The sequence below is a fragment of the Vibrio nitrifigilis genome, assembly GCF_015686695.1.
Lineage (GTDB): Bacteria > Pseudomonadota > Gammaproteobacteria > Enterobacterales > Vibrionaceae > Vibrio > Vibrio nitrifigilis.
Map to the genome: position 1 here is coordinate 2,719,667 of NZ_JADPMR010000001.1, position 22,744 is coordinate 2,742,410.

Here is a 22,744-nt window from a genome sequence, read left to right on the forward strand (position 1 = left end):
AGGCATGTCTGCCTCTTTTTGAGTAATAGGATGTTATTTACGGAGCAATATTTCTTCGACCATATGATTTTTTCCTTTCCTTAAAATCAAATGAGCTCGGTATTTCGTCGGAAGAATATTTTGTTGTAGGTTTTTGCCATTGATGGTATCCCAAATTGTCTGGGCTTTTTCTATTGCAGCAATTTCCGACAATTGGGTGTAGTGGCTGAAATAAGAGCCAGGCTTTTTGAATGCACTGTGGCGGAACTTCATGAAACGATCAACATACCATTCTTCTATTTGTTGGCTGTTTGCATCCACATAAATAGAAAAATCTAAAAAGTCTGAAATAAATACAGTATGAGGCGCGTGAGGGTAATCCATACCGCTTTGTAATACGTTTAAACCTTCTATTATCAACACATCTGGACGATCAACGACTTTTTGTTCGTCTGTAATATCATAGGTTACGTGTGAGTATACCGGAGCGACCACATGAGGTTCTCCTGCTTTGACATCAGATACAAATTGCACCAATTTGCGAATATCATAAGATTCAGGGAAACCTTTCTTATGCATGATATTTTTCTGCTGGAGTACGTGATTAGGATAAAGAAATCCATCTGTAGTGATCAATTCTACTTTGGGGTGGTTACCCCAGCGCGAAAGCAAAGCACGTAATAAGCGAGCTGTGGTACTTTTCCCAACCGCAACACTACCAGCGATACCAATAATAAAAGGTGGCGCTTTCTCCTTGTTGCCAAGAAACTGCTCTAAGACCGTATTGCGGCTTTGTCTGGCTGCCACATACAAATTCAATAAACGTGCAAGAGGAAGGTAGATTTCTACGGCTTCTTCCATCGTCATTTTTTCATTGATACCTTGCAGTTCTTTTAAATCGCTTTCAGATAGCGTCATTGGAACCGAATTACGTAAATTGGCCCACTGGTTACGATCAAAAGATAAATACGGACTCATAGCATTCTCAACATTTCATTTTCATGCGAAAAGGCAACATACAATACAGGGAGAAGATTGCAAACGACATTCGCGGCATATTTCATAATTGAATAAAAAACTGGATAAAAAACCGTCTAATAAGTAAAAATAGCTAAATTTTAGGGATTTTTTTTATATTTAGGGGTTGCAAGGACTTAGATCATTCAATAGAATGCGCCCCACTTATGCCGACTTAGCTCAGTAGGTAGAGCAACTGACTTGTAATCAGTAGGTCACCAGTTCGATTCCGGTAGTCGGCACCATTTTCTCCTATAGTAGTGAAAGTGGACGAAAAAATTTTGGAGGGGTTCCCGAGTGGCCAAAGGGAGCAGACTGTAAATCTGCCGGCTCCGCCTTCGATGGTTCGAATCCGTCCCCCTCCACCATATTAAATAGGAAATAGCAAAAAGAGTTACGTGTTGCGGGCATCGTATAATGGCTATTACCTCAGCCTTCCAAGCTGATGATGCGGGTTCGATTCCCGCTGCCCGCTCCACTCATTATTGTGTGCTGATATAGCTCAGTCGGTAGAGCGCATCCTTGGTAAGGATGAGGTCGGCAGTTCGATTCTGCCTATCAGCACCAGCTCTAAGCAAACTTTTCCTTTTAATATATACTTTCTACCGATAATTATTGGTTGCGTGGTCATATTAATATAGCCACCTAAATCCGTACCTAGAGGGACAACTCATGTCTAAAGAAAAATTTGAACGTACGAAACCGCACGTAAACGTTGGTACTATCGGCCACGTTGACCACGGTAAAACAACTCTAACTGCAGCTATCTGTACTGTACTGTCTAAAGTATACGGCGGTTCAGCACGTGACTTTGCGTCAATCGATAACGCTCCAGAAGAACGTGAACGCGGTATCACAATCGCAACTTCACACGTAGAATACGATACTCCAACTCGTCACTACGCGCACGTAGACTGTCCAGGACACGCTGACTATGTTAAAAACATGATCACAGGTGCTGCACAGATGGACGGCGGTATCCTAGTTGTTGCTGCAACAGATGGCCCAATGCCACAAACTCGTGAGCACATCCTACTAGGCCGTCAGGTTGGTATCCCTTACATCATCGTATTCATGAACAAATGTGACATGGTTGATGATGAAGAGCTACTAGAACTAGTAGAAATGGAAGTTCGTGAACTTCTAACAGAATACGATTTCCCAGGCGACGACCTACCAGTAATCCAAGGTTCAGCACTTGGCGCACTACAAGGTGAAGCACAATGGGAAGAGAAGATTGTAGAACTAGCTGAAGCGCTAGACTCTTACATTCCAGAACCACAACGTGCAATCGATCAGCCATTCCTAATGCCAATCGAAGACGTATTCTCAATCCAAGGTCGTGGTACAGTAGTAACTGGTCGTATCGAGCGCGGTATCCTAAAAGTAGGTGATGAAGTTCAAATCGTGGGTATTCACGACACAACTGCAACTACTTGTACAGGTGTTGAGATGTTCCGTAAACTTCTAGACGAAGGTCGTGCGGGTGAAAACGTTGGTGCACTACTACGTGGTACTAAACGTGACGAAGTTGAACGCGGTCAAGTACTAGCGGCACCAGGTTCAATCACTCCACACACTAAGTTTGAATCAGAAGTATACGTACTGTCTAAAGATGAAGGTGGTCGTCACACACCATTCTTCAAAGGCTACCGTCCACAATTCTACTTCCGTACAACTGACGTAACTGGTGACATCCAGCTACCAGAAGGCGTAGAAATGGTAATGCCAGGCGACAACGTTAAAATGACTGTAGAACTAATCGCCCCAATCGCGATGGACGAAGGTCTACGTTTCGCGATCCGTGAAGGCGGTCGTACAGTAGGTGCAGGTGTTGTAGCTAAAATTGATGCTTAATTTGCATTAATTATTTGACGAAACACTACTATAAAGGGCATCATTTGATGCCCTTTTTAAGTGCTATTGTTTGATTTGAGTGAAAATTAAGCAATCACGAGCAGAATTCTAAAGGCTAAGAGCAATTCTTGGCCCAAAGTGTTATATTCAACGCTCAAAGTGTTGAAAAAGGATTTGCCCTGCAACAGCGGGGTTGTTGTCGTCTAAAGTAGACTTGTGACAGGTTGGTTTATGAAAGCAAAAAATGCTGAAACTCCTGATAGCTCAAGTGCGGCAGAGATTTTCAAGTGGGTTGTCACTTTTGCTCTGTTAGCCGCCGCTGTTGTGGGTAATCACCTATATAGTGATATGTCTGTAGTCATCAGAGCTGCGGGCGTTATCGTCCTTATCGCTGCGGCACTTGGTGTAGCCGCACTTACCGTAAAAGGTAAAGCTGCGATCAGTTTTGCACAGGAATCTCGTATGGAGATCCGGAAAGTTGTTTGGCCTTCGCGTCAAGAAACAATGCAAACTACATTAATTGTTTTAGCAGTAAGTGTTGTAATGGCACTTGTGCTTTGGGGCATCGACGGCATTATGGTTCGTTTGGTAGCCTTTGCGACTGGAATTTAAAGAAGAGAGGGTTAGAAACATGAGTGAAGCACCAAAAAAACGTTGGTATGTAGTTCAAGCCTTCTCAGGATTCGAAGGTCGTGTTGCTCAGTCACTACGTGAGCATATTAAAATGCATGAAATGGAAGAGTTTTTCGGTGAGGTTCTTGTACCTACTGAAGAAGTTGTCGAAATGCGCGCTGGTCAGCGTCGTAAAAGCGAACGTAAATTCTTCCCTGGTTATGTATTAGTGCAAATGGTCATGAATGATGAATCATGGCACTTAGTACGTAGTGTACCGCGAGTAATGGGATTCATCGGTGGTACGTCTGATCGTCCAGCACCAATTACTGATAAAGAAGCTGACGCCATTCTTAACCGTCTTGAAAAAGCTAACGAAGCTCCTCGTCCTAAAACTATGTTTGAAGCGGGTGAAGTGGTACGTGTTAACGATGGTCCATTTGCTGACTTTAACGGTACTGTTGAAGAAGTGGATTACGAGAAGAGTCGCTTGAAAGTGTCTGTATCGATCTTTGGTCGTGCAACACCAGTTGAACTTGAATTTGGTCAAGTTGAAAAACTTGATTAAAAAAACAGCTTTTAGGCTTGTTTAAGGCGCGAAATCTGATTATAATTTCGCGCCTTTTTACAGGTCTTTATTGTAAAACGGGGAGCTGTTCAGTCGAACTAGCGTTAGAACCCAAAATGTAGGAAATATCATGGCTAAGAAAGTTGAAGCTTATATCAAGTTGCAAGTTGCAGCTGGTATGGCAAACCCAAGTCCACCAGTTGGTCCTGCTCTAGGTCAACGTGGTGTGAACATCATGGAATTCTGTAAAGCGTTCAACGCGAAAACAGAATCTGTAGAGAAAGGTCTACCAATTCCAACAGTTATCACTGTTTACAATGACCGTTCTTTCACGTTCATCACTAAGACTCCACCAGCAGCTGTTCTTCTTAAGAAAGCAGCAGGCATTAAGTCTGGTTCTGGTCGTCCAAACACTGATAAAGTGGGCACAATCACTGACGCTCAAATCCAAGAAATCGCAGAAACTAAAGCTGCTGATATGACTGGTGCTGATATCGAAGCAATGAAACGTTCTATTGCGGGTACTGCTCGTTCAATGGGCCTAGTGGTTGAGGGTTAATACGATGGCAAAACTAACTAAGCGCATGCGTACTATCCGCGAAAAAGTGGATGTAACTAAAGAGTACGAAATCAACGAAGCTGTTGCACTTCTTAAAGAACTAGCAACTGCAAAATTCGTAGAGTCTGTTGACGTTGCTGTTAACCTAGGTATCGACGCTCGTAAATCTGACCAAAACGTACGTGGTGCAACTGTACTACCACACGGTACTGGTCGCGAAATCCGCGTTGCTGTATTCACTCAAGGTGCAAATGCTGAAGCTGCTAAAGAAGCTGGCGCAGACCTAGTGGGTATGGAAGACCTAGCTGAACAAGTTAAGAAAGGCGAAATGAACTTTGACGTAGTTGTTGCATCTCCAGATGCAATGCGCGTTGTAGGTCAACTTGGTACTATCTTAGGTCCACGTGGCCTTATGCCAAACCCTAAAGTTGGTACTGTAACTCCTAACGTTGCTGAAGCAGTTAAAAATGCTAAAGCTGGTCAGGTTCGTTACCGTAACGACAAGAACGGCATCGTTCATACCACTATTGGTAAAGCGTCTTTCGAAACTGCGCAACTTAAAGAGAACCTAGAAGCTCTTCTAATTGCACTTAAGAAAGCAAAACCATCAGCAGCTAAAGGTGTTTACTTGAAGAAAGTTAGCATCTCTACAACTATGGGTGCTGGTGTATCAGTAGATCAAGGTAGCTTGAATACTGTAGCTTAATAAGCTTAATACATTTGCTTAGGCGCAAAATTGATGTATAATTCTGCGCCTAAATATTTGTGGTTGGGGCTGATTCGGTTCTCGAAATTGAAGCAGTCTCCGTCCAAGACCGTAGGCGTTATCGAATAGATGACTTAATCGTACCTACGTAGATGGTGCCCGAACTGACGAAAGCTCTATATTTATATCTTTCTTCTGGGAATGCACCTAATTAGCTCTCACTGTTGTGATAATAGTGAGTGGTGTAACGACAACCAGGAGTTAATCCAAATGGCTTTAAATCTTCAAGACAAAAAAGCAATTGTTGCTGAAGTCAACGAAGCGGCCAGTGGTGCACTTTCTGCAGTTGTTGCTGACTCTCGTGGTGTTCAAGTTGCTGCTATGACTTCTCTACGTAAACAAGCTCGTGAAGCTGGTGTTTACGTAAAAGTTGTTCGTAATACGCTTGCACGTCGCGCAGTAGAAGGCACAGACTACGAATGTCTTACAGACCAATTCGTAGGTCCAACTTTGATCGCTTTCTCTAACGAGCACCCAGGTGCTGCAGCGCGTCTTTTCAAAGACTTCGCTAAAGAGAATGACAAATTTGAGATCAAAGCTGCTGCATTTGAAGGTGCTTTAGCTGACGTAGAAGTACTAGCGAAACTACCAACTTACGACGAAGCAATCGCACGCCTAATGATGTGCATGAAAGAAGCTTCTGCTGGCAAATTGGTACGTACTATTGCTGCTGTTCGCGATCAAAAAGAAGCTGCTGCTTAATAATAAAGCTTGCTTTTTACTGGTTGCAAAATAAACTTATTGTTGACTTAAAAGAGAATTGTTATGTCTATTACTAACGAGCAAATCCTAGACGCAGTTGCAGAAATGTCTGTAATGCAAGTTGTTGAACTAATCGAAGCGATGGAAGAAAAATTCGGCGTTTCTGCTGCTGCTGCTGTTGTAGCTGGCGGCGCTGCTGCAGGCGAAGCTGCTGCTGAGCAAACTGAATTTGACGTTATCCTAACTGCTGCTGGCGGTAACAAAGTTGCTGTAATCAAAGCAGTACGTGGTGCTACTGGCCTAGGTCTTAAAGAAGCTAAAGGTCTTGTAGACGGTGCTCCTGCTCCTCTTAAAGAAGGTGTTGCTAAAGAAGAAGCTGAAGCACTAAAAGCACAACTTGAAGAAGCTGGTGCGACTGTTGAAGTTAAGTAATTACTTGATTTCATAGCCGTAAAGGCTATTGGCTGGTGGTTTAATAACCACCGGCCTTTTTGCGCTGTAGGGCATCGATGAGTTTTCCCGCTGTTTAGGCGTCGATATCCGAGCAAAAAACGACTTATTCTTTCGCAATAACTCGTCACTACAGTAAACAGCCATTAGTCACTGTCCCAACCCTTTGCTACAGAATAACTGCCAAGGCGGACAGTTTGGGTCACTTATCAGCGAGCTGAGGAACCCCATGGTTTACTCTTATACCGAGAAAAAGCGCATCCGTAAGGACTTTGGTACTCGTCCACAAGTTTTGGACATTCCATACCTGCTATCGATCCAGCTCGATTCGTTCGACAAATTTATCGAACAGGATCCTGAAGGACAATACGGTCTTGAAGCCGCTTTTCGTTCTGTATTTCCTATTCAGAGCTACAACGGCAATTCAGAGCTGCAATACGTTAGCTACCGTCTTGGTGAGCCAGTATTTGACGTTAAAGAATGTCAAATTCGCGGCGTAACTTATTCAAAACCACTGCGCGTTAAATTGCGTTTAGTGATCTTTGATAAAGACGCGCCTGCAGGTACTGTCAAGGATATTAAAGAACAAGAAGTCTACATGGGTGAAATTCCACTCATGACTGAAAATGGTACCTTCGTAATCAATGGTACCGAGAGGGTTATCGTATCCCAGCTGCACCGAAGCCCCGGCGTGTTCTTCGACAGCGATAAGGGTAAGACTCACTCATCAGGTAAAGTTCTTTATAACGCACGTGTTATCCCTTACCGTGGTTCATGGTTAGATTTCGAGTTTGATCCGAAAGATAACTTATACGTACGTATTGACCGTCGTCGTAAATTACCTGCATCTATCATTCTTCGTGCCTTAGGTAAATCGACAGAAGAAATCCTTGATCTCTTCTTCGAGAAAATTAACTTTGAAGTTAAAGACCAGACTCTATACATGGAGTTGGTACCTGAGCGTCTACGTGGCGAAACTGCAACGTTTGACATCGAAGCTGAAGGTAAAGTCTACGTAGAAAAAGGCCGTCGCGTAACTGCACGTCATATCCGTCAATTAGAAAAAGACGGCGTGAAGTTCATCGATGTACCTGTTGAGTACATCGTAGGCAAAGTTTCGTCTAAAGATTACATTGACGAAGCGACAGGCGAAGTTATCGTAGCGGCTAACCAAGAAATCAGCCTAGAAGCGCTAGCTAACCTATCTCAAGCAGGTTACAAGAAACTAGAAGTTCTATTTACGAACGATCTAGACCACGGTCCGTTTATGTCTGATACGCTTCGTACAGACAGCACAACTGACCGCATTTCTGCATTAGTAGAAATCTACCGCATGATGCGCCCTGGCGAGCCGCCAACAAAAGAAGCGGCTGAAGCCCTATTTGAGAGCTTGTTCTTCTCTGAAGAGCGTTACGATCTATCTACCGTTGGTCGTATGAAGTTCAATAGCTCAATCGGTCGTGAAGACGCCGGTGAGCAAGGCACACTCGATGAAACTGATATCATCGAAGTTATGCGTAAACTTATTGCTATTCGTAACGGCAAAGGCGAAGTGGACGATATCGACCACCTTGGCAACCGTCGTATCCGTAGCGTAGGTGAAATGGCAGAAAACCAATTCCGTGTTGGTCTTGTACGTGTAGAACGCGCTGTTAAAGAACGTCTAAGCCTAGGCGATCTAGACAACGTGATGCCACAAGATCTGATCAATGCGAAACCAATTTCTGCAGCCGTTAAAGAATTCTTTGGTTCTTCACAGCTATCTCAGTTCATGGACCAAAACAACCCGTTATCAGAAGTAACGCACAAACGTCGTATTTCTGCGTTAGGTCCTGGCGGTTTGACTCGTGAACGTGCTGGTTTCGAAGTACGTGACGTACACGTAACTCACTACGGTCGTCTATGTCCTATCGAAACACCTGAAGGTCCAAACATCGGTTTGATCAACTCGCTATCAGCGTTTGCACGTTGTAATGAGTACGGTTTCTTAGAAACTCCGTACCGCCGAGTTGTAGACGGTGTTGTTACTGATGAAGTCGATTACCTATCTGCTATCGAAGAAGGTCAATTCGTTATCGCACAGGCGAACGCGAAACTGACTGAAGAAAGCACATTTGCTGATGAGCTAATCACTGCTCGTCAGAAAGGTGAATCTGGTCTTCACCCACGTGAACATGTTAACTACATGGACGTTGCAACAAACCAAGTAGTATCTATCGCTGCTTCGCTTATCCCGTTCCTAGAACATGATGATGCGAACCGTGCATTGATGGGTGCGAACATGCAACGTCAGGCAGTTCCTACACTGAAATCGGACAAACCTCTTGTAGGTACCGGTATTGAACGTAACGTAGCAGTTGACTCAGGTGTTACTGCAGTTGCGAAACGCGGTGGTATGGTTCAGTCAGTTGACGCTTCACGTATCGTAGTAAAAGTAAATGAAGATGAATTGATTCCTGGTGAAGCAGGTATCGACATTTACACATTAACTAAATACACACGTTCTAACCAGAACACTTGTATCAACCAGCGTCCATGTGTGATGCCAGGTGAACCAGTGTCTCGTGGTGATGTTCTGGCTGATGGTCCATCAACCGACTTGGGTGAACTTGCGCTTGGTCAAAACATGCGTATCGCGTTCATGCCTTGGAACGGTTACAACTTCGAAGACTCAATCTTAGTGTCTGAAAAAGTTGTTCAAGACGACCGCTTTACCACTATCCACATTCAAGAACTTTCTTGTGTGGCTCGTGATACTAAGCTAGGTGCAGAAGAGATTACTGCGGACATTCCAAACGTAGGTGAAGCTGCTCTGTCTAAACTAGACGAGTCAGGTATCGTTTACATTGGTGCTGAAGTTAAGGGTGGTGACATCCTAGTTGGTAAAGTGACGCCAAAAGGTGAAACTCAGCTAACGCCTGAAGAAAAACTGCTACGTGCAATCTTCGGTGAAAAAGCATCTGATGTTAAAGATACATCTCTACGTGTTCCTGGTTCTGTAACAGGTACGGTTATTGACGTACAAGTCTTCACTCGCGATGGCGTAGAGAAAGACAAACGTGCGCTTGAAATCGAACAAATGCAGTTGAAAGAAGCGAAGAAAGACCTAACAGAAGAATTCCAAATCTTGGAAGGCGGTGTGTTAGCTCGTGTTCGTACACTTCTTCTTGCAGGCGGTTACAGCGAAGCTCAACTAGACAGCATTGATCGTAAGAAATGGTTAGAGCAAACACTAGAAAGTGATGAACTGCAAAACCAACTAGAACAGTTGGCAGAGCAGTACGACGAACTACGTGCGGAATTCGATAAGAAGTTCGAAGTTAAACGTCGTAAGATCACTCAAGGTGATGATCTTGCTCCTGGTGTACTGAAGATCGTTAAAGTTTACCTAGCTGTGAAACGTCGTATCCAGCCTGGTGATAAAATGGCGGGTCGTCACGGTAACAAAGGTGTAATTTCTAAGATTAACCCAATCGAAGATATGCCTTACGATGAAACTGGTCGCCCAGTTGATATCGTACTGAACCCACTGGGTGTACCGTCTCGTATGAACATCGGTCAGATCCTTGAAGTTCACTTAGGTGCTGCTGCGAAAGGTATCGGTGACAAGATCAATGCGATGGTTAAAGAGCAGCAAGAACTGGCTAAACAACGTGAGTTCCTGCAAAAAGTTTACGACCTTGGCAACACTCGCCAGCAAGTAGACATTGCTAGCCTATCTGATGATGAAGTTCGTACATTGGCTGAGAACCTACGTAATGGTCTGCCTATCGCGACTCCAGTATTCGATGGTGCATCTGAGCCAAACATTAAGGCACTGCTTAAACTTGCAGATTTGCCTGAATCTGGTCAGTTGACTCTGTTTGATGGTCGTACTGGTGATGCGTTTGAGCGTCAAGTAACTGTTGGTTACATGTACATGCTTAAACTGAACCACCTTGTTGATGACAAGATGCACGCTCGTTCAACCGGTTCTTACAGCCTAGTAACTCAGCAACCACTTGGTGGTAAAGCTCAGTTCGGTGGCCAGCGTTTCGGTGAGATGGAAGTATGGGCACTAGAAGCATACGGTGCTGCTTACACTCTACAAGAAATGTTGACAGTTAAGTCCGATGACGTGAATGGCCGTACTAAGATGTATAAGAACATCGTAGATGGTACTCACTCTATGGAACCTGGTATGCCAGAATCGTTCAACGTATTGTTGAAAGAGATTCGCTCACTAGGTATCAACATCGAGCTAGAAGACGAAGAGTAAACCTGAAAAGTAGCCCCTTGAGGGCTGCTTAGTAGGTTTTCGGTAGAAAGGCGCTTGCTTAGCGGCAAGCTCCTTTTAACTCCTTACAGGAGCTGATTGTGAAAGACTTATTAAACTTTCTAAAAGCACAGCACAAGACTGAAGAATTTGACGCGATCAAAATCGGTCTTTCTTCACCAGATATGATCCGTTCATGGTCTTTTGGTGAAGTTAAAAAACCTGAGACTATCAACTATCGTACGTTCAAACCTGAACGTGATGGTCTGTTCTGTGCGCGTATTTTTGGTCCAGTGAAAGACTACGAATGTCTTTGTGGCAAATATAAGCGTCTGAAACACCGTGGTGTTATCTGTGAGAAGTGTGGCGTAGAAGTTACACAAACTAAAGTTCGTCGTGAGCGTATGGGCCACATCGAACTTGCTTCTCCTGTTGCTCACATCTGGTTCCTTAAATCACTACCATCTCGTATCGGTCTATTAATGGATATGCCGCTACGTGACATCGAACGTGTACTTTACTTCGAAATGTACGTAGTGACAGAACCTGGTATGACTGATCTTGAAAAAGGTCAGATGCTTACCGAAGAAGAGTATCTGGATCGCCTAGAAGAATGGGGTGATGAGTTCACAGCTAAGATGGGTGCAGAAGCGATCAAAGATCTTCTGCAAGACATGGACTTAGTTGCTGAAGCTGAACAGATGCGTGAAGAGTTACAAACCACTAACTCTGAAACTAAGCGTAAGAAAATCACTAAACGTTTGAAATTGGTAGAAGCGTTCGTTACTTCTGGTAACAAACCAGAATGGATGATCTTGACCGTTCTTCCAGTTCTTCCGCCAGATCTACGTCCTCTAGTTCCACTAGATGGCGGTCGTTTTGCGACGTCTGATCTGAACGATCTATACCGTCGTGTGATCAACCGTAACAACCGTTTGAAACGCCTTCTAGAGCTAGCTGCTCCGGACATTATCGTACGTAACGAAAAACGTATGCTGCAAGAGTCTGTTGATGCGCTTCTTGATAACGGTCGTCGTGGTCGTGCGATCACAGGTTCGAACAAGCGTCCTCTGAAATCTCTTGCTGATATGATCAAGGGTAAACAAGGTCGTTTCCGTCAGAACCTTCTTGGTAAACGTGTAGACTACTCTGGTCGTTCTGTAATCACAGTTGGTCCATACCTACACCTACACCAATGTGGTCTGCCTAAGAAGATGGCACTTGAGCTGTTCAAACCATTTATCTACAGCAAGTTAGAGACTCGTGGTCTTGCGACTACAATCAAAGCTGCTAAGAAAATGGTAGAGCGTGAAGAAGCGGTAGTATGGGATATTCTGGATGAAGTTATCCGTGAACACCCAGTAATGCTTAACCGTGCACCAACACTTCACCGTCTTGGTATCCAAGCGTTTGAACCAGTTCTAATCGAAGGCAAAGCGATGCAGCTACACCCATTGGTGTGTGCGGCGTATAACGCGGACTTCGATGGTGACCAAATGGCGGTTCACGTACCTCTAACTCTAGAGGCACAGCTTGAAGCTCGTACTCTGATGATGTCGACAAACAACATTCTGTCGCCAGCGTCAGGTGATCCTATCATCGTACCTTCTCAGGACGTTGTATTGGGTCTGTACTACATGACTCGTTCTAAAATCAACGACAAAGGCGAAGGCATGTACTTCTCCGGTCCGGCTGATGCAGAAAAAGCGTACCGCACTAAGACTGCGACACTACACGCTCGAGTTAAAGTACGTATCACTGAGACAGTGATTGATGATGATGGCAACAGCACTACAAACACTTCAATGGTAGACACTACTGTTGGTCGTGCGATGTTGTGGCAAATCGTACCGAAAGGTCTGCCTTTCTCAGTCATCAACCAAAAACTTGGTAAGAAACAAATTTCTAACCTGTTGAACGTGGCTTACCGTAAGCTAGGTCTGAAAGATACTGTTATCTTCGCTGACCAAATCATGTACACAGGTTTTGCTTACGCAGCACTTTCTGGTGTTTCTGTTGGTATCGACGATATGGTTGTACCACCTGCTAAATACACTGAAATCGCTGAAGCAGAAGAAGAAGTTCGCGAAATCCAAGAACAGTTCCAGTCTGGTCTGGTAACTGCGGGTGAACGTTACAACAAAGTGATCGATATCTGGGCTTCAACCAACGATCGCGTAGCGAAAGCGATGATGGCTAACCTTTCTACTGAAACGGTAATCAACCGTGACGGTGAAGAAGAAGAGCAAGAATCATTCAACAGCATCTACATGATGGCCGACTCTGGTGCACGTGGTTCTGCCGCGCAGATTCGTCAGCTTGCTGGTATGCGTGGTCTGATGGCTCGTCCAGATGGTTCAATCATCGAAACGCCAATCACAGCGAACTTTAAAGAAGGTCTAAACGTACTTCAGTACTTTATCTCAACGCACGGTGCTCGTAAGGGTCTTGCGGATACAGCATTGAAGACAGCAAACTCAGGTTACTTGACTCGTCGTCTAGTTGACGTGGCACAAGACGTGGTTGTTACTGAACACGATTGTGGTACTCATGAAGGCGTTATCATGACTCCTCACATCGAGGGTGGTGATGTTAAAGTTGCATTGACTGAACTAGCACTAGGTCGTGTTGTTGCAGAAGACGTATTGAAACCAGGTACTGAAGATGTATTGGTTCCTCGTAATACGCTTCTTGACGAAAAATGGTGTCAAATTCTTGATGAAAACACCGTCGACATGGTTAAAGTACGTTCAGTAGTTACCTGTGATTCTGACTTCGGTTGTTGTTCACTATGTTACGGTCGTGACCTAGCTCGTGGTCACTTGGTTAACCAAGGTGAGGCAGTAGGTGTTATTGCTGCTCAATCTATCGGTGAACCTGGTACACAGCTAACCATGCGTACGTTCCACATCGGTGGTGCGGCATCGACTGCAGCAGCAGAGAACAGCATCAAAGCTAAGAACAAAGGTACTATCAAACTTCACAATGCTAAGTTCGTAACGAACAAAGAAGGTAAGCTAGTAATCACATCTCGTGCTTCTGAGCTAACTATCATTGATGAATTTGGTCGTACTAAAGAGAAACACAAACTGGCTTACGGTTCTCACCTAAGCAAAGGCGATAACGCAGCAGTTGAAGTTGGTGACTTAGTTGCTAACTGGGAAGCACACACATTGCCAATCATCACTGAAGTGGCAGGTCGTATCCAATACGTTGATATGATTGATGGTGTAACTGTTTCTCGTCAAACTGATGACTTGACTGGTCTATCTTCAAGTGAAGTAACAGACCCAGCAGCTCGTCCATCTGCAGGTAAAGATATGCGTCCAGCTATCAAACTTGTTGATGAGAAAGGTAACGATGTATTGATTCCTGGTACTGATATGCCAGCACAATACTTCCTACCTGGTAAAGCGATCGTGAATATCGAAGATGGCGCAGAAGTAAGTGTGGGTGATACGCTAGCACGTATTCCACAAAAATCTGGCGGTAACAAAGATATCACCGGTGGTCTTCCACGCGTTGCTGACTTGTTCGAAGCTCGTAAGCCTAAAGAGCCTGCAATTCTTGCTGAACACACAGGTACTGTGTCATTCGGTAAAGAAACAAAAGGTAAACGTCGTCTAGTTATCACTCGTGATGGTGGTGACTCTTACGAAGAGATGATTCCTAAGCATCGTCAGTTGAACGTGTTCGAAGGTGAACGTGTTGAACGTGGTGACGTAATTGCTGATGGTCCAGAAGCTCCACATGACATTCTTCGTCTACGTGGCGTTCACGCTGTGACTCAGTACATCACTAACGAAGTGCAGGAAGTATACCGTCTACAAGGCGTTAAGATTAACGATAAGCACATTGAAACTATCGTTCGTCAAATGCTACGTAAGTGTACTATCACTCATGCTGGGGATTCTGAATTCCTACCGGGTGAACAGGTTGAATACACTCAAGTTAAGATTGCTAACCGTCAGCTAGAATCTGAAGGTAAAGAACCTGCACGTTTTGAACGTGAACTATTAGGTATCACTAAAGCATCTCTTGCAACTGAGTCATTCATCTCTGCTGCATCGTTCCAAGAAACAACTCGCGTTCTTACTGAAGCGGCTGTATCTGGTAAACGTGATGAACTACGCGGCTTGAAAGAGAACGTAATTGTTGGTCGTCTGATTCCAGCTGGTACTGGTTTCGCATACCACCAAGAGCGCCAAGCTAAGCGCGAAGCACAGAAAGAAGGTCCTTCTGTTGAACAAGCAACAGATAACCTAGCTGCACTGCTAAACGCTGGTTTCTCTTCTGACGAGTAATTAATAGCGATAAAAAAGGCACCTTCGGGTGCCTTTTTTGTTTTCTATGGTTTTGTTATTTTATCGCTGAAACTGTACTTTGAAGTTACTTGGGTATAAAGATACTTATCTATAAAGCCAATAGGGAATTCTGGGCTTATGCACCAGGAGGAACCGCTAAACTATCAGCGATAAGTTGAATTAAATAATCTTCAATATTGAAGCGCTGTTCTAGTACTTCACCTACTTCAGATAAATCATGATCTAAATCTTCTAGATCGTCGTCATCGGCGATGGCTGAGTATTTATCAGTGAAGCTCAGTAGTGGTTCGTTGGTTTCTATAATATCACCGTAGGTGGAATCCATTTCCTCTGTAGCGTGAAACCCTGTGGCATGCCATTTGTTCATGACCATATCGTAAATTTTGAAGTGACCTTCAGAGATATAATCAACCAGATCTTGGCAGAATACTTGGAGTTCTGTTGGGGATGGGAGCTCAGCGATAGAGACCTCTGCGGCACTTGGCTGAAGATAAGCAAGCTTACAGAAGGCGACGATTAATTCTTGTCTTTTGGCTAACCAATGGTCAATGACGTCACTGGAACCGCCCCACTGTTCTTGCGTTTTTTTCAGTTTTTTCAGCATGGCTATGCCCTCATGATTCATCATCACAGCGATGATCTTCCTTGGCTCATAGGTCTAAATTCGAAAAAAACCTATTTGTTATACAAGAATTTATAGAACATTAATTGAATAACTACAAATTCTGGCATGAATTCAGATTGCCAGTAAAATGAAGGAACTGCAACCAGCGAGGAGTTCATATGTTAAAAAATGGTGACGAGAAATCCGCTTATTGGTGTGTTGTTTCAGGATCTGACTTATGGAGTGTTGACGAAGGTATCCCTTTTGGTACAGCTCAAGCATTAAATTTGCCGGTTTCCAACGCTGTTGAGATCGGAGAGTATCAGCAACATCCTGTTTATTGGCTAAATGCAAGTGACCTGGAGTTTGATGTTGAACTTACGCCATTGAGAAGTTTACTGACCATAAATACGGAATTATTCCATCTCATTAGTAAAGCGGTTCAGTATGGTCACATGACTCAAACTCAGCGTTTCTGTCCGCATTGCGGTGGTAGAACCTATTTTAATCACAGTCAGAATGCGATGCAGTGCCAAGACTGTCGTACACTGCATTATCCTCGCATCTCAACTTGTATTATTGTTGCGGTGCGCAAGGATGACCAAATCCTACTTGCTCAGCACCCGCGACATAAAACCGGAATGTACACTGTGATTGCCGGTTTTGTCGAAGTTGGTGAGACTCTAGAAGAGTGTGTGGCTCGAGAAGTAAAAGAAGAAACGGGTCTTGAAGTCAAAAATATCCGTTATATGGCAAGTCAGCCTTGGGCATTCCCATCTAATTTAATGGCCGGATTTTTGGCAGAGTATGCTGGTGGTGATGTTAAGCCGGATTATACCGAACTGAGTGATGCTGATTGGTTTAGTCCCGCAAAACTACCAGAACTGGCTCCTAAGGGCACCATCGCTCGTGAACTGATTGAGCAGACCCTAAAAGACATCGATAAAGATCATCGGTAAGCAATTCTTATCCTGCTATCCTTAACCATAAATAACATATATTTGCCATTTGGACCTTGGAACACCAACATGGCATTTATTGTTCACATGGGTGAGTGATGGAACACTCGAATACCGCTGTTTGGACGCTCGTTATTTAGGGATAAACTGAATTAGCATTACGACTTTCGCGACCGAACAATGTTAGAATGTTCGGCAAAATTATCAGCCTTATTATTACAATCAATGGAAGACGGAATGACAGAATTAAAAAACGACCGCTATCTTCGCGCTTTGCTCAAGCAACCAGTAGATTGCACTCCAGTATGGATGATGCGCCAAGCAGGCCGCTATCTGCCAGAATATCGTGAAACTCGTGCTCAAGCGGGAGATTTCATGTCGCTTTGTCGTAATGCTGAGTTAGCTTCTGAAGTCACTCTTCAGCCATTACGTCGCTTTCCATTAGATGCCGCTATTTTATTTTCGGATATTTTAACTATTCCTGATGCCATGGGGTTAGGGTTACATTTTGAAGCGGGAGAGGGGCCTAAATTCTCTCGTCCTATTACCAGTAAATCTGATGTAGATAAAATTGGTATTCCTGATCCAGAAGGTGAATTGCAATATGTGATGAATGCGGTACGTCAAATCCGCAAAGATTTACAAGGTGAAGTGCCCCTTATCGGTTTTTCCGGCAGCCCATGGACGTTAGCAACCTATATGATTGAAGGTGGAAGCTCGAAGGCTTTCACGAAAATCAAAAAAATGATGTATAGCGATCCTCAAACACTGCATCTGCTTTTGGATAAGTTAGCGGATAGCGTCATTGAATACTTAAATGCGCAGATCAAAGCCGGAGCTCAATCTGTGATGGTATTTGATACTTGGGGTGGTGTGCTAACTCCGAGAGATTACAATGATTTCTCATTACAATATATGCACAAAATTGTGGATGGGTTAATGCGTGAAAATGAAGGTCGTCGTGTGCCTGTAACTTTATTTACGAAAAACGGCGGCATGTGGTTAGAGCAGATTGCAGCAACCGGCTGTGATGCTATTGGGTTGGATTGGACAATCAATATTGCTGATGCCAAGGCTCGTATTGGCGATAAAGTGGCTCTACAAGGAAATATGGACCCTTCCATGTTGTATGCATCCAAAGAGCGTATTCGTGAAGAAGTGTCTACTATTTTAGAAGGATTTGGTCATGCTGATACAGGGCATGTGTTTAATTTAGGCCACGGTATCCATCTTGATGTGCCACCTGAGAATGCGGGTGTGTTCGTTGATGCTGTCCATGAACTGTCTAAACCATTCCATCTGAGTAAATAATATTTATCAACGCTGTGCCACCATCGATGTGTGTGCAGCGTTTTTCTCTGTTTCCTATTAGTGAATTAACTAGTACGGATAACAAAGATACACGCTCATAATAAGGAAATCGTACTCTATGAAAACAAGAGATCGAATTGTTTATGCGGCATTAGAGTTATTCAATGAAAATGGCGAGCGCAATATGACAACCAATCATATCGCAGCGCATATTGATATTAGTCCGGGTAACTTGTATTACCATTTTCGTAATAAACAAGAAATTGTACGTGAAATCTTTAATCTGTATTCAGCTGAGTTGATCGAGCGCTTTACTCCTGTACAAGGACAGTATGAAAGTTTGACTTTGCTTAATCATTATTTGGAGTCCATGTTTGCTCTGATGTGGAAGTATCGTTTCTTTTACGCCAATCTTCCTGATATTTTGCAACGTGACGAGGAATTACATACGGATTATATTGCGGTTCAAGATACGCTCCAGAAGAACCTCGTAGATATTATCCGGGCGTTTGTTGATATCAATTTGCTTGATATCGCTGAAGCGGATTTGCAAAAAACGGCGACCACTCTGCATATTGTTGCTTCTTCTTGGTTAGCGTATCAATCAGCCATGTCTCATGAGACCAGAATTACTGAAGAAGTGATTCACCAAGGTGTATTGCAAATTATTTCTGTCGTGAAGCCTACTGCAACGAAAACGGGATATGAGCAGCTGCAATTGATGGAAGAGGGCGTTAAAGCCATGCATGCATAAAAGCAATGAGATATAACCTTTCCTCCTTGGGAAAAGTGAGTGATTATTGCTAACGTATAATGCGTAACAAATGACTGATAATTTAGTCAGATGAATATTTCTTTCCATTAGACGAAAGTGGATTCTGTTCTATGCATTATGATGTGTTTAACGGTGATGCTGATGGCATCATCGCTCTTCTCCAGTTGAGATTAGCTCAGCCTAAATCAGCAAAATTAGTCACTGGGATTAAGCGTGATATTGAGCTTTTAAAGCAAGTTCAACCACAATCACAAGATTCTATTACCGTATTAGATATATCAATGGCCAAGAATTCGGCGGCTTTGCAACACGTGTTGCAAATCGGAGCGTCTGTTTTTTATGCTGATCATCACCAGTCAGGGGAAATCCCATCACACCCTCAGCTTGAAGCTTATATCGACTTAGATGCGAATGTGTGCACCGCGCTAATCATCGATCGTTATCTCAATGGACAATTTCATGCGTGGGCCATTGCTGCGGCTTACGGTGATAATTTAATGTCGGTTGCAGATAAGCTAGCCTTGCAAGCAGGGTTTAATTCAGAGCAAGCAGGGCAGTTACAAGAAATAGGAACATTGATTAACTACAACGGTTATGGACGCCATGTTGATGATCTTCATTATCATCCAGATGAATTGTTCAAAGCACTTACCTGTTACCTTTCTCCATTTGACTTGTTTGCGGATCCTCAATCTCCTCTTTATCAATTGCGTACTGGATATCAAGCGGATATGGCGTTAGCTATGGGGCAGTCCGCTCTCGTTGATGAGCCGTTTGTCAGGGTATTTCAATTACCTGATGATCCAGCGTCTTATCGCATTAGCGGTGTTTACGGTAATACACTAGCCAATCAGTCAGAAAACCAAGCACATATTGTGCTGACCGAACTGGAGAATGGCACAGCGTTTACTGTTTCACTGCGAGCACCGTTGACGAATAAGCAAGGTGCTGGTGGGCTTTGTGCACAATTTGTAACAGGAGGAGGGCGCGAAGCAGCAGGTGGGATTAATCGACTTCCTCGCGAAGAAGTCGATCAATTTATCCAAGTGGTTCGTGATTATTATTCGAGTTAGCGCTTAAGCCAGTTTAAAGGGTTTTGAGCTTGGCTATTACGGCGAATTTCGAAATAGACTGACGGTTGGGTTTGTCCCCCAGTATCACCGGCTAGGGCGATGGTTTCTCCTGCGGAAACTTTATCGCCTTCTTTTTTCGTTAAGGTTTGATTGAAACCGTAGAGCGTCATATCACCTTTACCATGATCAATGAGTACCATTAATCCATAACCACGTAGGTAATCAGAAAATACAATCGTACCAGGATAGACGGCTTTCACTCGTTCGCCATATTTGGCCTTAATGACAATGCCTTTCCAGTTTATCTGGCCACTTTGATGTTCACCGTAGCGATGTAATAAAGATCCAGTAACGGGCCAAGGAAGTTTATGCCTTTCTCTTGATAACCCATCCATTGGTACCGAACTGCGTTTGGCTGCTTTGGCAATTTCTGCTTTAAGGCGAGTTTCATTACGTTGCAGTTCTGCTAAATACACCTTGTCACCAGATATATTGTGTTTAATTTTTCCCAGCGTATGACGACGTTTGTCTTGAGCTTGTGCAAGACGTTTATATTTCGCATTTTGTTGTTTCAGTAACGTAGTGATCTGGTCGCGCTCTAGCTTTAATTGATGTTCGGTATTATTTAATTCCTGATGCGTCCCCTCGAGTTTTTTGATCGCATCGGTGCGAGCTTTAGCTAAATGTTGGTAGTACTGACTAATACGGTCTTCTTCGATACCTGTATTGAGCAGATTACCGCTGGCAGTGGCGCGTTTGGTTATGTAGTAAGTCTTCATTAGTTTTGTCAGCAATTCTGTTTGTTCTTTACGCTGTTTTTCTAACTGCAGAATCTTCTTACTTAAATTGGATATATTTCGATTCGCTTTCGCTTGTTGTTGCTCAGTCTCTTGAATCTGTTTTTTCTGCGCTGCGATATCTAACTCTTGGTGTTTCAATTCATTCTGCAGCTCATCCAACATTTTTTGCTGTTTGGAAAGGGATAATTTTTGGCGCTGAATCTCATTGGTAACACCTGTTAACTCTTGCTGAGAGGCGGCGAAAGAGAGACTCGGAGTGAGTACACAAAAACTCAGTAGAAAACTGACTAGGTGTTTTCGATTTAATTGTGGTGCGCAGGGAGAAAGGAGCATCTTGAACATCATGGCTGAGCTTATGTTGATTTAAACGTATAGGAAAAACAGTATACCCAATGGATGAAGGGAGGCGAGCGATGCATGCAAAAAGTTTGTCATTATCTGCATATTGGAGAGGTAGTCGTGCGGTTGATAGGTGATATTTAGCAGTGAAAAAAGCCTCCAATTAGGAGGCTTCGAATCTGATTGATGATAGCGGTGCTTATTTGTAAAGAACGTTACCAGTCATTTCTGAAGGGATTTCTTGATCCGTTAGAGCCAACATTGTTGGTGCTAAATCAGAAAGTTTACCGCCTTCTTTAAATTCAATGTCTTTGTTACCTACGTAGATAAGAGGTACTGGTAAGTTAGTGTGTGCAGTATGGGTGCCGCCTGTTTCAGGGTTTACCATCATTTCTGCGTTACCGTGGTCGGCTGTAATTAGCAGTTGTCCATCCATTTCTTTGATGGCTTCAACGACACGGCCGATACAAGCATCAACAGCTTCACATGCTTGAACTGCCGCCTCATAAACACCAGTGTGACCCACCATGTCGCCGTTAGGGTAGTTACAGATGATGGCATCGTATTTACCTGATTTAATAGCAGCAACTAATTTATCAGTGAGTTCAGCAGAGCTCATCTCTGGTTGTAGGTCATAAGTAGCAACTTTTGGTGATGCGACGATTTGACGATCTTCGCCATCAAATTCATTTTCAACACCGCCATTGAAGAAGAAAGTCACGTGAGCATATTTTTCAGTTTCAGAAATACGTAATTGAGTTTTGCCTGCTTTCGCTAACCATTCACCGTAAGTGTTATGAAGTTCAGCTGGTGGGTAGGCACAAGCGAGAGGAATGTCTGCCGCGTATTGAGTCAGCATAACAAACTTCACTTCAGGGAACTTAGCACGTTCAAAGCCTTCAAATGCAGGTACAAAAGTACGAGTGATTTCACGCGCACGGTCAGCACGGTAGTTCATAAAGATTACCGCATCGCCATCTTCAATCGCAGATGATTCTTGGCCTTGTGCACAAACAACGGTTGCTTTAACAAACTCATCGTTTTCATCACGAGCGTAAGCAGCTTCAAGACCAGCAACGGCTGAATCAGCTGTGTATTCACCTTTCGCTTCAACCATAAGATCATAAGCGTGCTGAACACGATCCCAGTTGTTGTCACGGTCCATTGCGTAGTAACGACCGATAAGAGAAGCAACACGACCTTTGCCTAGTTTTGCGAAAAGTTCATCAAAACGTTTTAGTGATGCTTCTGCACTGCGTGGTGGAGTATCGCGTCCATCAAGGAAGCAGTGGAGGTAAATTTTTTCTGCACCTTGAGCTGCGGCGAGTTCAACGGCTGCGTAGATATGATCTTCGTGAGAGTGAACGCCACCAGGTGACATCAAGCCCATGATATGTACTGCTTTACCTGCACTTACTGCAGAGTCGATAGCATTGATAAGTGCTTCATTTTTTTGGAATTCGCCATCAGCAATTGCTTTGGTAATACGAGTCAAATCTTGATATACGACACGACCAGCACCAATATTTGTGTGACCAACTTCTGAGTTACCCATTTGGCCATCAGGTAGACCAACATCTAAGCCCGAAGCATTAATGAGAGTATTTGGGTTGTTTGCAGCTAGCCCATCAAGAACCGGGGTATTTGCATTATTAATTGCGTTACTTGCGTTGTCGTCGCGGTGACCCCATCCATCAAGGATGACTAGAGCCATAGGCTTTTTAGCAGACATAATATTGACCTCGTCAAATTCAAAAAGAATTGAAATTAGCGTAATTTTACTACACTTTTTA

Annotated in this window: 17 protein-coding genes and 4 tRNA genes; 17 read left to right on the forward strand and 4 right to left on the reverse strand. The window is 43.6% G+C overall.

The window, feature by feature from the left end:
* Window positions 1–33 precede the first annotated feature (33 nt).
* Entirely contained in the window at window positions 34–957 is a 924-nt protein-coding gene (gene coaA / locus I1A42_RS12050) for a type I pantothenate kinase (protein ID WP_161157169.1), read from the reverse strand.
* A gap of 208 nt (window positions 958–1,165) precedes the next feature.
* Here coaA and I1A42_RS12055 point away from each other — a divergent pair.
* The 13 genes from I1A42_RS12055 to rpoC all read left to right on the forward strand — a co-directional run bounded on the left by I1A42_RS12055 (window position 1,166) and on the right by rpoC (window position 15,069).
* A tRNA-Thr gene (locus I1A42_RS12055) sits at window positions 1,166–1,241 on the forward strand.
* A gap of 38 nt (window positions 1,242–1,279) precedes the next feature.
* A tRNA-Tyr gene (locus I1A42_RS12060) sits at window positions 1,280–1,364 on the forward strand.
* A gap of 35 nt (window positions 1,365–1,399) precedes the next feature.
* A tRNA-Gly gene (locus I1A42_RS12065) sits at window positions 1,400–1,474 on the forward strand.
* Window positions 1,475–1,487: 13 nt separating this feature from the next.
* A tRNA-Thr gene (locus tag I1A42_RS12070) sits at window positions 1,488–1,563 on the forward strand.
* A 105-nt stretch (window positions 1,564–1,668) separates the two neighbouring features.
* Entirely contained in the window at window positions 1,669–2,853 is a 1,185-nt protein-coding gene (gene tuf, locus I1A42_RS12075) for an elongation factor Tu (protein ID WP_196123614.1), read from the forward strand.
* 231 nt (window positions 2,854–3,084) lie between these two features.
* Window positions 3,085–3,465, forward strand: a complete 381-nt coding sequence (gene secE / locus I1A42_RS12080; RefSeq protein WP_161157177.1) for a preprotein translocase subunit SecE — start codon at window positions 3,085–3,087, stop codon at window positions 3,463–3,465.
* 19 nt (window positions 3,466–3,484) lie between these two features.
* Window positions 3,485–4,033 (forward strand): transcription termination/antitermination protein NusG, encoded by a 549-nt coding sequence (gene nusG / locus I1A42_RS12085; RefSeq protein ID WP_161157167.1) that lies wholly within the window; start codon window positions 3,485–3,487, stop codon window positions 4,031–4,033.
* 130 nt (window positions 4,034–4,163) lie between these two features.
* Window positions 4,164–4,592, forward strand: a complete 429-nt coding sequence (gene rplK, locus I1A42_RS12090) for a 50S ribosomal protein L11 (RefSeq protein WP_161157166.1) — start codon at window positions 4,164–4,166, stop codon at window positions 4,590–4,592.
* Window positions 4,593–4,596: 4 nt separating this feature from the next.
* Window positions 4,597–5,298, forward strand: a complete 702-nt coding sequence (gene rplA / locus I1A42_RS12095) for a 50S ribosomal protein L1 (RefSeq protein ID WP_161157165.1) — start codon at window positions 4,597–4,599, stop codon at window positions 5,296–5,298.
* Window positions 5,299–5,568: 270 nt separating this feature from the next.
* Window positions 5,569–6,060 (forward strand): 50S ribosomal protein L10, encoded by a 492-nt coding sequence (gene rplJ, locus I1A42_RS12100; RefSeq protein WP_161157164.1) that lies wholly within the window; start codon window positions 5,569–5,571, stop codon window positions 6,058–6,060.
* Window positions 6,061–6,123: 63 nt separating this feature from the next.
* On the forward strand, window positions 6,124–6,492 hold the full coding sequence (gene rplL / locus I1A42_RS12105; protein ID WP_161157163.1) for a 50S ribosomal protein L7/L12: 369 nt from the start codon (window positions 6,124–6,126) through the stop codon (window positions 6,490–6,492).
* A gap of 247 nt (window positions 6,493–6,739) precedes the next feature.
* A complete protein-coding gene (gene rpoB / locus I1A42_RS12110) occupies window positions 6,740–10,768 on the forward strand; it encodes a DNA-directed RNA polymerase subunit beta (RefSeq protein ID WP_161157162.1) in 4,029 nt (1,342 codons plus the stop codon).
* A gap of 98 nt (window positions 10,769–10,866) precedes the next feature.
* Entirely contained in the window at window positions 10,867–15,069 is a 4,203-nt protein-coding gene (gene rpoC / locus I1A42_RS12115; protein WP_161157161.1) for a DNA-directed RNA polymerase subunit beta', read from the forward strand.
* Between the two features lie 136 nt (window positions 15,070–15,205).
* On the opposite strand, the gene rsd is transcribed toward rpoC, so the two are convergent.
* Complete coding sequence (gene rsd / locus I1A42_RS12120) at window positions 15,206–15,694, reverse strand: sigma D regulator (RefSeq protein WP_161157176.1); 489 nt, start codon at window positions 15,692–15,694, stop codon at window positions 15,206–15,208.
* A gap of 179 nt (window positions 15,695–15,873) precedes the next feature.
* Between rsd and nudC the strand changes: the two genes are divergently transcribed.
* The 4 genes from nudC (at window position 15,874) to I1A42_RS12140 (ending at window position 19,812) form a co-directional block, all read left to right on the forward strand.
* The gene (gene nudC, locus I1A42_RS12125; RefSeq protein ID WP_161157160.1) at window positions 15,874–16,653 is read left to right on the forward strand and encodes an NAD(+) diphosphatase; all 780 of its coding nucleotides are present in this window, start codon (window positions 15,874–15,876) and stop codon (window positions 16,651–16,653) included.
* Window positions 16,654–16,890: 237 nt separating this feature from the next.
* Window positions 16,891–17,964: a uroporphyrinogen decarboxylase gene (gene hemE / locus I1A42_RS12130; protein ID WP_161157159.1), complete on the forward strand. Its 1,074-nt coding sequence runs from the start codon at window positions 16,891–16,893 to the stop codon at window positions 17,962–17,964.
* Window positions 17,965–18,082: 118 nt separating this feature from the next.
* On the forward strand, window positions 18,083–18,718 hold the full coding sequence (locus I1A42_RS12135; RefSeq protein ID WP_161157158.1) for a TetR/AcrR family transcriptional regulator: 636 nt from the start codon (window positions 18,083–18,085) through the stop codon (window positions 18,716–18,718).
* A 131-nt stretch (window positions 18,719–18,849) separates the two neighbouring features.
* Window positions 18,850–19,812: a DHH family phosphoesterase gene (locus tag I1A42_RS12140; RefSeq protein WP_196123615.1), complete on the forward strand. Its 963-nt coding sequence runs from the start codon at window positions 18,850–18,852 to the stop codon at window positions 19,810–19,812.
* Here the strand turns inward: I1A42_RS12140 and I1A42_RS12145 are convergent.
* Both I1A42_RS12145 and gpmM read right to left on the reverse strand, forming a co-directional pair.
* Complete coding sequence (locus I1A42_RS12145) at window positions 19,809–20,945, reverse strand: murein hydrolase activator EnvC family protein (protein WP_196123834.1); 1,137 nt, start codon at window positions 20,943–20,945, stop codon at window positions 19,809–19,811. The two genes, I1A42_RS12140 and I1A42_RS12145, sit on opposite strands and share 4 nt — an antisense overlap.
* Window positions 20,946–21,150: 205 nt before the next feature.
* Entirely contained in the window at window positions 21,151–22,683 is a 1,533-nt protein-coding gene (gene gpmM, locus I1A42_RS12150; RefSeq protein ID WP_196123616.1) for a 2,3-bisphosphoglycerate-independent phosphoglycerate mutase, read from the reverse strand.
* Window positions 22,684–22,744: the final 61 nt, after the last annotated feature.

Coding starts and splice junctions, on each gene's coding strand:
- rplA (WP_161157165.1), top strand. CDS start 4,597: ATGGCAAAACTAACTAAGCGCATGCGTACTATCCGCGAAAAAGTGGAT.
- hemE (WP_161157159.1), top strand. CDS start 16,891: ATGACAGAATTAAAAAACGACCGCTATCTTCGCGCTTTGCTCAAGCAA.
- tuf (WP_196123614.1), top strand. CDS start 1,669: ATGTCTAAAGAAAAATTTGAACGTACGAAACCGCACGTAAACGTTGGT.
- rsd (WP_161157176.1), bottom strand. CDS start 15,694: ATGCTGAAAAAACTGAAAAAAACGCAAGAACAGTGGGGCGGTTCCAGT.
- rpoB (WP_161157162.1), top strand. CDS start 6,740: ATGGTTTACTCTTATACCGAGAAAAAGCGCATCCGTAAGGACTTTGGT.
- gpmM (WP_196123616.1), bottom strand. CDS start 22,683: ATGTCTGCTAAAAAGCCTATGGCTCTAGTCATCCTTGATGGATGGGGT.
- I1A42_RS12140 (WP_196123615.1), top strand. CDS start 18,850: ATGCATTATGATGTGTTTAACGGTGATGCTGATGGCATCATCGCTCTT.
- rplL (WP_161157163.1), top strand. CDS start 6,124: ATGTCTATTACTAACGAGCAAATCCTAGACGCAGTTGCAGAAATGTCT.
- nudC (WP_161157160.1), top strand. CDS start 15,874: ATGTTAAAAAATGGTGACGAGAAATCCGCTTATTGGTGTGTTGTTTCA.
- I1A42_RS12135 (WP_161157158.1), top strand. CDS start 18,083: ATGAAAACAAGAGATCGAATTGTTTATGCGGCATTAGAGTTATTCAAT.
- I1A42_RS12145 (WP_196123834.1), bottom strand. CDS start 20,945: ATGCTCCTTTCTCCCTGCGCACCACAATTAAATCGAAAACACCTAGTC.
- secE (WP_161157177.1), top strand. CDS start 3,085: ATGAAAGCAAAAAATGCTGAAACTCCTGATAGCTCAAGTGCGGCAGAG.
- coaA (WP_161157169.1), bottom strand. CDS start 957: ATGAGTCCGTATTTATCTTTTGATCGTAACCAGTGGGCCAATTTACGT.
- rplJ (WP_161157164.1), top strand. CDS start 5,569: ATGGCTTTAAATCTTCAAGACAAAAAAGCAATTGTTGCTGAAGTCAAC.
- nusG (WP_161157167.1), top strand. CDS start 3,485: ATGAGTGAAGCACCAAAAAAACGTTGGTATGTAGTTCAAGCCTTCTCA.
- rplK (WP_161157166.1), top strand. CDS start 4,164: ATGGCTAAGAAAGTTGAAGCTTATATCAAGTTGCAAGTTGCAGCTGGT.